We start from the raw sequence: 11,765 nt of genomic DNA on the forward strand, positions 1-11,765 counted from the left end.
TTCTTTCCTTCAGCGCGGGAGTCCGAGGACCCGGTCGCCGACGATGTTTCGCTGGATCTCGGAGGTGCCGCCGCCGATGGACTGGGAGAACGCGTAGAGGTAGTTGCCGACCCAACCGTTCTTGTCCCATCGGGAGGTGCTGCGCAGGGCGTCCGTCCCGATGATGTCCATCGCCAGTTCCGCCACCTGTTTGGCCAAGTCGGCGTAGAACAGTTTGAGCATCGACCCCTTGGGGCCCGGGGTGTCCGTCTGCATGCTGCGGCAGATGCCGACGTACGTCATGGCTCGCAGCGAGGTCACGGCCGCGCGGGCACGTGCCAGTCGCCGGGCGATCTCGTCGTCGGCGATGGCGGGGCGGCGGCCGTCCGGTCCGACGTGGTCACGGGAGAACTCGATGAGGTCCTCGACGACCTTGGCGAGACGGACCTGGTTGGCCGTGAATGCGGTGCCACGCTCGAACGAGAGCGTCGACATCGCGACACTCCAGCCGTCATTGATCTCACCCACGACGTTGGACAACGGGATTCGAACGTCGTCGTAGAACACCTCGCAGAACTCGGCGCCACCCTCGATGGTCTCGATCGGACGGATCTCGATGCCGGGCGTTGCCATGTCGCAGATGATCCAGGTGATGCCCTGGTGTTTGGATCCGGTGTTGTCGGTGCGTACCAGCAGCTCTTGGTAGTCGGCGATCGTCGCGAAGCTGGTCCAGATCTTCTGGCCGTTGACCACGAGATGATCGCCGTCGATGACGGCCTTGGCGCGCAGTGAGGCGAGGTCGGAACCGGCTTCGGGCTCCGAGAACCCCTGGCACCAGATCACTTCTCCGCGCAGGATCTTTCGGAGGTGGAAGTCTTTCATGGCTTCGTCGGCTCTGGTGATCAGGGTGGGGCCGGCGTGCGAGAGCCCGACGAAGTTGGCGTCGATTCCTGGAAATCCCTGCGCCGCATACTCTTCGTACCAGATGAGCTGCTGCAGCAGGGTCAGGCCGCCGCCACCGTATTCCTTCGGCCAGGCAATGCCCGCCCAGCCGCCGTTCCACTGGGTGCGCTGCCACGCGGTGTCGTACTCACGGATGCCGTCGGCCTCGCGGGGGCGGGGCTCGGTGGGCTTGTTCTCCCGGAGCCACGTGCGCACCTCATCCCGGAACTCCAACTGTTCGGTGCTGAAGTCCAAATCCATGTGGGGGCCTTCCGTCGTCGTGCGTCGCGTACTTCACTTCTATAGTGACACTATTGTCAGATTATATTCACTCGTAGTCAAGTGTCAGATTTCGTCGGACTGCGGGATGAAGCGCGTGGCCAGTGCCTCGCTGCCGCGAGCGAGCACTGTGACGTCGGCGCCGACCAAGACGAACGAGGCACCTGCGGCCATGTATCGCTGAGCGAGCTCTGGGTTGAACGCGTTGACGCCTGCCGCTTTGCCGGTGGCCCTGATCTGCGACAACGACTTCTCTATTAGGGCAACCATCTCGGGATGTTCGGGCTTGCCCAGGTATCCCAACGACGCTGCCAGATCGGCGGGACCGATGAAGACGGCGTCGACACCGTCGACTGCGGCGATTTCCTCGAGGTGCTCGAGTGCGGCGGCGGATTCGACTTGGACGGTCAGTGACACTGAGCCATCTGCTGTGGCCAGATAGTCAGAAATCCGGTTCCAGCGAGAGGCTCGGGCAAGGGCGCTACCGACTCCACGAATGCCCTCAGGCGGGTAACGCGTGGCGGCGACCAACGCTCGGGCCTCGTCGGCGGACTCGACCATCGGGATGATCAGATTGGTCGCACCGATGTCGAGGAGCTGTTTGATCGCGATCGGGTCCCCGGACGCCGGTCGCACCAGCACCTGCACCGGGTAGGCCGCGAGGGCCTGGAGCTGGGCCAGAGTCGACCTGATGTCGTTGGGGACGTGCTCGAGGTCGAGCATCAGCCAGTCGAGACCGGCCCCCGCGCAGATCTCAGCGCTGTAGGCGTTGCCAGACGCGATCCACATCCCGATCTGGGCGCGATCTCCGTGGATCTGCCGATTCCAGATGTTGGATTGCGCAGCGTTCGTCATTCGGAACTCTCCTTGGCGAAATGTATCGACACGGTCCCCATCGGTCCGTAGTCGGCGACGAAGGTGTCACCGGGCTCGGCGAAGACCGGTGCGGTGAAGGAGCCGGCCAGGATCACCTCGCCTGCGTTCAACGAAACCCCATGAGGTGCAAGTCGGTTGGCGAGCCACGCCACACCGTTGGCCGGGTGACCCAGTACCGACGCCGCCACACCGGAATCTTCGATCGAGCCGTTCTTGAGCAGCAGTGCGGCAACCCAACGAAGGTCGACGTCCATCGGCTTCATCACCCGCCCACCGAGCACGATGCCGGCATCGGCCGCGTTGTCGCTGATGGTGTCGACGATGGTGCGCAGGTGTCCGGTCTCCGGGTCGGCCATCTGCACGCGCGCGTCGAGGATCTCGAGTGCCGGCGTCACGTACTCCGCCGCCCGCAGCACGTCGTACAGGGTCACGCCGGGTCCGGTCAGCGGCTCACCGAGGATGAAGGCGAGTTCGACCTCGATGCGTGGCCGGATGAAGCGGCCGGCCGGCACGATTCCGCCATCGTCGAAGAACATGTCGTCGAGCAGCGCGCCGTAGTCGGGTTCGGTGATGGAGACGGCGCGTTGCATCACCTTGGATGTGAGACCGATCTTGCGGCCGCGCACCACGGCGCCGCCGGCGACCTTCAGGCGGATCAGTTCCCGCTGCACCGCATACGAGTCCTCGATGGTCATCTCCGGATACTGCAGCGAGATCTGCCGGATCGGGACCCGCGTCTGTTCGGCCTCGTTCAAGCGGCGTGCCAGCTCGACGACCTCCGTATCTAGCAGGGTGGTGTTTTTCATCGCCGCAAGAACTCCAGCGCAGCCGGGTTGAAGGCCGCGGGATCCTCGAAGTGCGGCCAGTGCCGGACCGCGGCCATCTGGAACACCTCGGCATTCGGGATCAGGCCGGCGACGATGTGCGCGGTGCTCTGATATTCGCCGTCGTCCTTGCCCGATGCCACCACCATGGTCGGGGCGGCGATGGTCGCCCACTTCTCCTCGGGGATGAGGTTGCGATCACGGGCTTCGGCCTCCTGCAGGATCAGCAGATGGTCGATCGTGGTGCGGGTGTCGTCGCGGCGGTAGATGGCCTGCCGGAGTGCGATGAGGTCGGGCAACCGGTTTGATTCGTCCGCGATCAGGTGCGCGAACACCTTGTGGAGGGACTCCCAGCTCGGGTTGTTGACCGCTTCGGTGCGCTCGGCGCGGATGCGGGCCATGTTCGACGCGGTGGCGATGAGGCCGGCGGGCGACATCAGGATCACCTTGTCGACCCGTTTCGGGTGCTCCACCGCGATGGCAGCCGAGACCCAGGCGCCCAGGGACATGCCGATGAAGTGCGCCTTCTCCATTCCGAAGTGCTCCATCACGCCGAGGATCTGTTTGACGTAGACCGCGATCTCGTAGTCGTAGTCGGGCTTGTCGGAGAACCCATTGCCGACCATGTCGATCGCGACGCAGTGGTAGTCCTCCGAGAGCGGCCCGAGGTTGGGCGCGAAGGTCTCCCAGTGTCCGCCGGTCCCGTGCAGCAGGATGGCGTGGGGTTTGTCGGGAGATCCCGCCTCGACGAACCGGGTTCGCACCCCTCCGATGTCCACGAAGCCCTGGCGGAACTCCAGTTCCCGTAGATGGCTCCAGATGCTGCGGTACTCGTCGGTGTCGGCCGCGGGGGCGGAAATCACTGTCTCAGTCATGGTCGGGGCCTCCGTTGTAGTACGTACTTATCCACTGTGTGCACTTTCAGTCTTAGCACTTTTAGCGCCTTGAACTGGGTAGGTACCAGAAAACTGGGCCCGGATTCTCGGAATCGAGGGATTGTTTCTGACACCCGTATACGATATGACTATGAGGCGGGATCACCGCAAGAGCAAGTGCCTTGGACTAGTTGGTCGCAACTTTTCCGAAAGTCACCAGAACAAGGTTGGGCGAACGGGTCGTCGATGACTATGACCGAACATGAAAGTGCTGACGCCGGACACGGCGACGCCGATGCGCGCCGGGTGCGCCGTCGAGAACTTGCATCCCTGATCAACGAGTTCGCGGCGGTACGCGTATCGCTGGACTCGACCGGTAACGGGGACAGGCTGCTCGTCGAAGACCTCGAGAGTGACGACTACATCTTCCTGTCACCGCTCGAACTCGTCAGCCTGTGCTTGGCGACGCCCGACGACCGGGAGGACTGGCTGCGCGTCGGGAACTACCGGGACGAGCGCCGTGACCGCTCTCTGGGACCCGTGCGCGGGAGGACACCGTGACGGCGACCGCAGCAATCGTTGGCTTGGGTATGACGCCGATGTCCCTCAAGCCGGGGGACAGCCCCCTCGAACTCGCCTGTAGCGCGAGCCGAGATGCAGTGGCCGACGCCGGGATCGAGCTGTCGGACGTGGACGGACTGCTGGTCGGTTCGTCACAGGGGATCCGGCCGGACCGGCTCGGCGTCGGGTTCGCATCGTCGGGTGGATTCTCTGATCTGCGACTGCTCGAGCACGTGGAGATCAAGGGCGCCACCACCATTGCGATGATCCAGCGGGCTCAGCACGCGGTGGAGACCGGGGCCGCACGCGTGGTCATGTGCGTCTTTGCCGACGCGCCCCTCGTTGCCGGGAAGGCTGCGGGCTCCACCTATGCGCAGAGCGGCGGCCAATCCGGATCACGTGGCCTGGAGCGCGCCAGTGGCGTGCTCGGCTCAGTACCCACCTACGCCCTGCTCACTCAGCGATGGATGCATGTCAGTGATGGTTTGCCCGAGGATCTCTGCGCGGTGGCCACGACGACGCGCGCCTGGGCGCTCGACAATCCCGATGCGGTGATCCGCACACCGCTGGACATCCAGGGCTACCTGGACAGCCCGATGATCTCCGATCCGCTGCGACGGCTCGACTGCGCACGGCCCGTCAATGGCGCCGTAGCGGTCATCGTCAGTGCCGACCCGGCAGTGGGAAACCCGGTGCGCGTGGACATCCGCGGTACCGGCCGGGATCATCCGGTCCGTCACCGGCGCACCGGAGCAGAGTCCTGGTTCGGCGGGGGCAGGCGATGCGTGGACGACGCGCTGGCCGAGGCCGGGATGACTCGCGACAACTTGGACACGGTCCAACTCTATGACCCCTTCTCGGTGGTAACGCTGATCCTCCTCGAAGAATACGGACTCACCGGGGGAGCGCCGGCCGGAAAGTATGTGCGCGAAGGCAACACTGCTGCGGGCGGCACTCTGCCCACCAACACCGGCGGCGGTCAGCTGTCCGGGTTCTACTTGCAGGGGATGACCCCGTTGGCTGAGGCGCTCGTGCAGTTGCGCGGTACCGGCGGCGGTCGGCAGGTACCGGGCGCCTCGACGGCGTTGGTCGGCGGCATCGGGGGTCGGATCGATCACCATGCCGCCCTGATCCTGGAGCGTGCGGCATGACCATCGCGACCGATTGGCTGCTCAGCGATTCTCTCGCACCAATGGTGACGGGTGACCCGCTCGAACCGCTGTACGTCGGCGCCGCCCGGGGAGCGCTGGTGCTCCCGTTCTGCGCGGTGTGCTCTCTTGCACTGGACCTCGAGCAGCACGTCTGCGATGGCTGCGGGTCTCACCGGATCGATTGGCTCGAAACAGCTCCGACCGGAGTTGTTCATTCGTCGACCCTGATGCACCGCCTCGAACCGGGACTGGTCACCGCGTCCGGTCCGTACCCGATCGTCGACATCGAACTCGCCGGCGGCCACCGGTTGATCATGACCACGGTCGAGTCGGTGACCCGGGCGCCGCGGATCGGCGATGTCGTCGACATCGGTTTCAGAAATCTCGCCGGAGTAGCGATCCCGGCCGTACAGCCCATCAATTCCCCTGATACGGAGGCCATCAATGACAACCACTGAGTCGAACCCCGGCACCGCCAATGACTTCGACGTGTCGAAGATCGTGCAGGAAGACCGCGTGCATGGTTCGGTTTACACGTCACCGGAGATCTTCCAGCGCGAGATGGACACCATCTTCCGCACCGGTTGGGTCTACGTCGCGCATGACAGCGAGGTTGCCGAACCCGGCGACTACCTGACCCGTCGGATCGGCAGCGAACCGGTCGTCGTGTCCCATGGCAAGGACGGTGAGATCAGGGTTCTGCTCAACCGGTGCTCGCACCGCGCGAACAAGCTGTGCAACGCCGAGAAGGGCAATGCCAGCTCGTTCCGGTGCCCGTACCACGGGTGGACGTTCAGCAACACCGGTTCGCTGACCGCTGTTCCGATGAAGGAGGGCTACGGCGAGGCTTTCCGCGCTGTGAGGTCCGAGCTCGGGATGGCCGAGGCGCCTCGGGTCGACAGCTACGGCGGCTTCATCTTCGCTTCTCTGGCCGCCGAAGGCCCTTCGCTCACCGAACATCTCGGTGGCTCGATCGCGGCCTTCGACCGCCTGCTGAACCTGTCGCCGACCGGGACCATCGATCTGCGTGCCAACTGGATGAAGCACCTGCATCACGCCAACTGGAAAATGGTGGTGGAGAACAACGTCGACGGCTATCACGCGCTGTTCACCCATGCGTCGGTCTACGACGCGATCCGCCCGGCGAAGGTATCGCACATCCCGTCGAAGACCGACGTGGTGGTTCGGGACCTCGGCGACGGTCACTCCGAGATCGACTACTCTGCCGAATATCGAAAGCTGGACGAGGAGTTCATCTGGTATGGCCGGATGCCCCGCACTAAACTGCCCAAATATGTTGCGGCGCTGGAGAAGAAATACGGCGAAGAAAAGGCCCACGATTCGATGGTCGTCGGTCCGCCGCACACACTGATCTGGCCCAATCTGTTCCTGGCTGAGATGAACGTGATGTTCGTCGAACCCATCGGTCCCGACGAGACGATCGCGTACACCACGGCGGCCCTGATCCCGGGACAAGATGATCTGAACGTGCGCACCCTGCGCCGCTCCGAGGGCGCCATGGGACCGGCCGGATTCCTCATCGCCGACGACGGTGAGATCGGCATGCGTAACCAGGCAGGTCTGGCAGCCCGTGATCCGGAATGGCTGCGGCTGTCCCGTGGACTTGAGACCGACATCACCGACGAGACCGGAATCGTGAACAGCGACAAAAGCGCCGAGACACCCCAGCGAGGCTTCTATCGCCAGTGGGCCGGCGTCGTGGGACGGGAGATCAGCAAATGAGCACCATCGATGATACCGACGTCTTCTCGTCGGCTCTGCAGCCGCTGCCGGCGCCGTCGCCGGAGGTGGCAGGCTTCTTGTATCTCGAGGCCCGGCTGGCCGACGAGGCGCGGTATTCCGAGTGGGAGTTGCTGTGGGACGACGACGCGCTGTATTGGGTGCCCATGCATCCCGACGACGATCCCGCGACCAACCTGTCGTACATCTATGACAATCGTCGGCGCATCAAAAGTCGTGTCGCACAGCTCAACACCGGGAACCGGCATTCGCAGACCCCACCGTCGGTGATGCGACGCCAGTTGACCAACATGGAGGTTCTCGACTCCACCGACGACACCGTGACGGTCGGCTCGAACTTCGCCCTCTTCGAATACCGGCACACCCAACGGGTCTGGGCCGGCCGTGTGATCCACAAGGTCCGCCGCCATGCCGGCGGATTCAAGCTGGTGAGCAAAACCGTCCACATGATCAGCGCCGGTGGACCGGTCGACACCCTCGCTTTCCTGATCTGAACCACCATCCCATCCCGCGAAGGCCACCCCTTCGCGCCGAAGTACCTGTGAGGCAACGTGCTTGTAGGCGACATCTCCACGAACAACGCTCGTCGATACCCGGACAAACCCGCCGTCGTCGAGTCCGGGCGGACGCACACCTGGGGTGACGTCGACGAGCGCGCCCGCCGCCTGGCCAATCACATGCATGCCACGGGACTGCGCAAGGGCGACCGGGTCATCGTGATCGCCCGCAACTGCATCGAATGGCCGGAGATCACCTTCGCCTTCGCCAAGGCGGGACTCGTGACCGTCCCGGTGAATATTCGGCTGGCGCCAGACGAGCTGGCCCATGTCCGTGACGACTCGGGGGCGGTGGCCGCGGTGGTCCATACCGATCAGGTCGAGCGGTTCGGTTCAGAGCTGGGCGATCTGAAGGCACTTCTCGAAATCGGCGGCAGCACGATGGGAGCTGACTACGAGACAGCGCTGCGGGCCGCCGACGACAGCGATCCGACGCCGGAATCGCTGCGGCCGGACGACATCCAGTTCATCTTGTACACGAGCGGCACCACGGGCCGTTCCAAGGGCGTGATCAACACCCACCGCGGCATGCTCGCCCAGGCCGTCGACACCAGTCTGGTCACCGAGGCCAACCGCAGCGACGTGTTCCTCGCGACCACTCCGTTCTTCACCGCGGGCGGAATGGTTCGGACGCTGTCGTGGACGTACCTCGGCCAGACCATGGTGATCCACAAGCGATTCGATCCGCAGGCGGTCATCGACGAGATCGAGCGGAGCGGAGTCACCTTCACGACATTCATCCCCACCATGCTGCAGCGCACCCTGCGGATCCTCGAAGAAGGCCCGGCGCGGGACATGTCGAGTCTGCGCCGGATCAGCTACGGCTCGGCACCCGTCCCTCCGGGCCTGGCCAAGAAGGCCATGGATCTGCTCGGATGCGACCTGCAGCAGCGCTACGGACTCACCGAATGTGGCGGTCAGGCAACCATCCTGACGCCGCAGGATCATCGCGACATGGTCGACGGCAAGACGAGCATCCTGACCTCGTGCGGTCAGGAGACCCCCATGTGCTCGATCAGGATCGTCGATGCCGACGGCAATGACCTGCCCACCGGTGAGGTCGGCGAGATCGTCATCGTCAGCGAAGCCAACGCCGTCGGGTACTGGAAACGTCCGGATCAGACCAAGCAGTCGTTCCGCCCGAGCGGCCTGTGGTCCGGTGACCTCGGATTCTTGGACGCCGAGCGCTACCTTCACATCACCGGTCGCAAGACGGACATGATCATCTCCGGTGGCTTCAATGTGTATCCGGCCGAGATCGAACGCGTCATCGGACATCATCCCGCAATAGAGATGGTCGCCGTCGTCGGTATCCCGGACCCGGAATGGGGCGAGACACCCATCGCGGTCGTCGTCCCCAAGGGTGACGTCGACGAAGACGCGGTCACGGCCGAACTCACCGCGCTGTGCCGCGCCGAATTGGCCGGCTACAAGCAACCTCGACGCTTCGAGTTCCGGACGGAACTCCCGCTCGGTCCGGCCGGCAAGATCCTCAAGCGTGTGATCGCCGATTCGCTGGTCCCGGCACCGGAGAAAGTTGCGGCCTCCCAGGTGTCGTCGTGACCTCCACACAGAACAAACCGGTGGTCGCGATCGCAAAGGCGACGAACTACTGGGATCTCCTGAGCGAGCGGGTGGAACTGAGCCCGTCGCGGGAGTTCGCCGTCGACGAACACGGACGCCGCTTCACGTTCGCCGCCCTGTCCGATCTGGCAGAGACCACGGCAGCAGCCCTTCACGGCCACGGCGTCCGCGCCGGCGACGTGGTGTCGTGGCAGCTCCCGAGCAGTGTGGAATCCATGGCGCTGTCGCTGGCCTTGTCGCGCCTGGGCGCGGTGCAGAATCCGATCATCCCGATGCTGCGGGAGAGTGAGGTCGCGTTCATCACCGGGCAGGTCGGCGCCTCGCTGCTGATCGTGCCCACCGAGTTCCGGGGTTTTGATCACGGTGCCATGGCGACTGCGGTCGCCGAGCGGACCGACGGCCTGCGGACGCTGATCGTCGACGACACGTGGATGTCCGGGGATACCTCGACGTTGCCGACCCGCGCGCAACGCGACGACAACGCGGTGAGCTGGATCTTCTATACCTCCGGAACCACGGCGGCGCCCAAGGGCGTCAAGCACGGCGACGCCGGATTGATCTCTGCTGCAAAAACCTTTGTCACCAATGTGCAGGTCACTCCCGATGAGCGCTGCGCCGCCTACGTACCGATCACACACGTCGGAGGCATCGCCCACGTCCTGAGCAGTCTGTTGGTCGGGCACACCCTGATCACAGCTGCCGCCTTTGTTCCCGAGGACAATGCGAAACAGCTGATCTCCGAGGGCGCCACCCTGATCGGTTCGGGCCTGCCGTTCACCACCGAATACCTGCGCATCTCACGTGAGCGCGGTGTCGCGCCGCTGTTCCCGCAGGCGCGCGCCACGCTCGGCGGCGGGTCGGGTCGACCGGCCGAATTGAGCCGGGCGACATCACAACATCTCGGGGGAGTAGGCATCATCTCCGGATACGGGATGACCGAATGCCCGTACTTGACCTGGGGCAGTCCGGACGACACCGACGACGAACATGCAATTTTCGAAGGTACACCCGGTCCGCAGGGCCGAGTGCGAATCGTGGGTGCTGATGGCACCGAACTGCCGGTCGGTGAGATCGGGGAGATCCGGGTTCACGGCCCACAACTGTTTCACGGTTATGTGGACTCGGCCCAGGACGAGGGTGCGCTCGACGAGCAGGGATTCTTCCGCACGGGCGATCTCGGTTTCCTGAACGCTGCCGGCCGACTCTCGGTGACCGGACGGATCAAGGACATCATCGTGCGCAAGATGGAGAACATCTCGGCGCGTGAGGTCGAGGAAGCGCTGATCAACGATCCGTCCATTGCCGATCTCACCGTGATCGGCATGCCCGACAACGCATCAGGAGAGCGAGTGTGCGCTGTGGTGGTGCCGGACGACCCGGCCGCACCACCGAACCTCCATTCGATCCGCACGTACCTCGCGACCACGACCCTGAACAAACGCAAGTACCCGGAACAGGTTGAAGTAGTCGACCGGATTCCCCGCAACTCTCTCGGGAAGATCACCAAGTCGCAGGTGCGCAGCGATCTCCTCGACCCCGCAGCAAAGGTCTCGGTGTCCACGATGACGTCCGAATCGCAGTACACAACAGTGGAGTTCGAGGTCGCCGACCACATCGCCACCATCACGCTGAATCGGCCTGATCGCCTGAATTGTTTCAACGAGACGATGGCCAATGAAATGGCGGAGATCTGGGGACGGGTCCGCGATGACGACGGCATCCGCGTCGCTGTGCTGCAGGCCAACGGCGACCGCGCCTTCTGCACGGGTGTGGACGTCAGCGAAGGCGCTTGGTGGACACACATCAACCGGTTCAACCAGGAAGACCCCGGCGTGCTGCTGGGACCGAAACAACACCGGGTCTGGAAACCGGTCGTCTGCGCCCTGCACGGGATGGTGGCAGGTGGCGCGATGTATTTCGTCAACGAGTCCGACATCGTCATCTGCAGTGACGACACCACCTTCTTCGACCCGCATGCCAACGCCGGCATCGTCTCCGCGCTCGAACCGATGGGCATGCTGGCCCGTGGAATACCACTGGGCGAGGTTCTGCGGTGGGCGCTGATCGGTAGTGACGAGAGGATGACCGCTGACAGTGCTCTGCGGACCGGCATCGTCACCGAGATCACGTCCCGACCCGAACTGCGTGATCGTGCGCAACAACTTGCAGCCGAGATCGCAGGACGGCGACCGGAGGCCATCCAGGGCACGGTGCGTGCGATTTGGGAATCGCTGGATATGACACCGTCCACTGCGCTGCGAACCGGTCTGTCGTACACGCAGATCGGGAATGTGGGATCGGGTCGGAGCGATTCCCGGAAGAACAAGCGAATCCCACGTTTTCGCTGACCCGCCCGCCAGGTTTTCTAAGGAGTTC

At 64.2% G+C, this 11,765-nt stretch carries 11 protein-coding genes and 1 pseudogene; 8 read left to right on the forward strand and 4 right to left on the reverse strand.

What is annotated here, in order from left to right:
* Nucleotides 1-9: 9 nt before the first annotated feature.
* The 4 genes from BH683_RS11880 to BH683_RS11895 form a co-directional block, all read right to left on the reverse strand.
* Nucleotides 10-1,182: an acyl-CoA dehydrogenase family protein gene (locus BH683_RS11880; protein WP_084836481.1), complete on the reverse strand. Its 1,173-nt coding sequence runs from the start codon at nt 1,180-1,182 to the stop codon at nt 10-12.
* A gap of 84 nt (nt 1,183-1,266) precedes the next feature.
* Nucleotides 1,267-2,055, reverse strand: coding sequence for an aldolase/citrate lyase family protein (locus BH683_RS11885; protein WP_084836482.1), 789 nt, complete (start codon nt 2,053-2,055; stop codon nt 1,267-1,269).
* On the reverse strand, nt 2,052-2,882 hold the full coding sequence (gene hpaH, locus BH683_RS11890) for a 2-oxo-hept-4-ene-1,7-dioate hydratase (RefSeq protein WP_084836483.1): 831 nt from the start codon (nt 2,880-2,882) through the stop codon (nt 2,052-2,054). Before hpaH ends, BH683_RS11885 begins: the two co-directional genes overlap by 4 nt.
* Complete coding sequence (locus tag BH683_RS11895; RefSeq protein WP_084836484.1) at nt 2,879-3,775, reverse strand: alpha/beta hydrolase; 897 nt, start codon at nt 3,773-3,775, stop codon at nt 2,879-2,881. Before BH683_RS11895 ends, hpaH begins: the two co-directional genes overlap by 4 nt.
* A 252-nt stretch (nt 3,776-4,027) precedes the next feature.
* Between BH683_RS11895 and BH683_RS11900 the strand changes: the two genes are divergently transcribed.
* The 8 genes and pseudogenes from BH683_RS11900 (at nt 4,028) to BH683_RS28945 (ending at nt 11,737) form a co-directional block, all read left to right on the forward strand.
* A complete protein-coding gene (locus BH683_RS11900; protein WP_084836485.1) occupies nt 4,028-4,336 on the forward strand; it encodes a hypothetical protein in 309 nt (102 codons plus the stop codon).
* Nucleotides 4,337-4,365: 29 nt separating this feature from the next.
* Nucleotides 4,366-5,487: a thiolase family protein gene (locus tag BH683_RS11905; RefSeq protein WP_084836486.1), complete on the forward strand. Its 1,122-nt coding sequence runs from the start codon at nt 4,366-4,368 to the stop codon at nt 5,485-5,487.
* Complete coding sequence (locus tag BH683_RS11910) at nt 5,484-5,945, forward strand: OB-fold domain-containing protein (protein WP_084836487.1); 462 nt, start codon at nt 5,484-5,486, stop codon at nt 5,943-5,945. Before BH683_RS11905 ends, BH683_RS11910 begins: the two co-directional genes overlap by 4 nt.
* Nucleotides 5,932-7,230: an aromatic ring-hydroxylating dioxygenase subunit alpha gene (locus BH683_RS11915; RefSeq protein WP_210405201.1), complete on the forward strand. Its 1,299-nt coding sequence runs from the start codon at nt 5,932-5,934 to the stop codon at nt 7,228-7,230. Before BH683_RS11910 ends, BH683_RS11915 begins: the two co-directional genes overlap by 14 nt.
* Nucleotides 7,227-7,742 carry an aromatic-ring-hydroxylating dioxygenase subunit beta gene (locus tag BH683_RS11920; RefSeq protein ID WP_084836488.1) on the forward strand — a complete coding sequence of 172 codons (516 nt, stop codon included), beginning with the start codon at nt 7,227-7,229 and terminating at the stop codon, nt 7,740-7,742. The genes BH683_RS11915 and BH683_RS11920 overlap by 4 nt, the downstream gene beginning before the upstream one ends.
* Before the next feature lie 57 nt (nt 7,743-7,799).
* Nucleotides 7,800-9,368, forward strand: coding sequence for an AMP-binding protein (locus tag BH683_RS11925; RefSeq protein WP_084836489.1), 1,569 nt, complete (start codon nt 7,800-7,802; stop codon nt 9,366-9,368).
* A gap of 71 nt (nt 9,369-9,439) precedes the next feature.
* A pseudogene (locus BH683_RS28940) lies at nt 9,440-10,876 on the forward strand (AMP-binding protein); the annotation flags it as partial.
* Between the two features lie 75 nt (nt 10,877-10,951).
* On the forward strand, nt 10,952-11,737 hold the full coding sequence (locus tag BH683_RS28945; RefSeq protein ID WP_246833344.1) for an enoyl-CoA hydratase/isomerase family protein: 786 nt from the start codon (nt 10,952-10,954) through the stop codon (nt 11,735-11,737).
* Nucleotides 11,738-11,765 lie beyond the last annotated feature (28 nt).

Source organism: Williamsia sp. 1138 (assembly GCF_002095435.2).
Lineage (GTDB): Bacteria > Actinomycetota > Actinomycetes > Mycobacteriales > Mycobacteriaceae > Williamsia.

Excerpts from the sequence above, each read along its gene's own strand:
- BH683_RS11880 (WP_084836481.1), bottom strand. The coding sequence starts at position 1,182 with ATGGATTTGGACTTCAGCACCGAACAGTTGGAGTTCCGGGATGAGGTG.
- BH683_RS11885 (WP_084836482.1), bottom strand. The coding sequence starts at position 2,055 with ATGACGAACGCTGCGCAATCCAACATCTGGAATCGGCAGATCCACGGA.
- hpaH (WP_084836483.1), bottom strand. The coding sequence starts at position 2,882 with ATGAAAAACACCACCCTGCTAGATACGGAGGTCGTCGAGCTGGCACGC.
- BH683_RS11895 (WP_084836484.1), bottom strand. The coding sequence starts at position 3,775 with ATGACTGAGACAGTGATTTCCGCCCCCGCGGCCGACACCGACGAGTAC.
- BH683_RS11900 (WP_084836485.1), top strand. The coding sequence starts at position 4,028 with ATGACCGAACATGAAAGTGCTGACGCCGGACACGGCGACGCCGATGCG.
- BH683_RS11905 (WP_084836486.1), top strand. The coding sequence starts at position 4,366 with ATGACGCCGATGTCCCTCAAGCCGGGGGACAGCCCCCTCGAACTCGCC.
- BH683_RS11910 (WP_084836487.1), top strand. The coding sequence starts at position 5,484 with ATGACCATCGCGACCGATTGGCTGCTCAGCGATTCTCTCGCACCAATG.
- BH683_RS11915 (WP_210405201.1), top strand. The coding sequence starts at position 5,932 with ATGACAACCACTGAGTCGAACCCCGGCACCGCCAATGACTTCGACGTG.
- BH683_RS11920 (WP_084836488.1), top strand. The coding sequence starts at position 7,227 with ATGAGCACCATCGATGATACCGACGTCTTCTCGTCGGCTCTGCAGCCG.
- BH683_RS28945 (WP_246833344.1), top strand. The coding sequence starts at position 10,952 with ATGACGTCCGAATCGCAGTACACAACAGTGGAGTTCGAGGTCGCCGAC.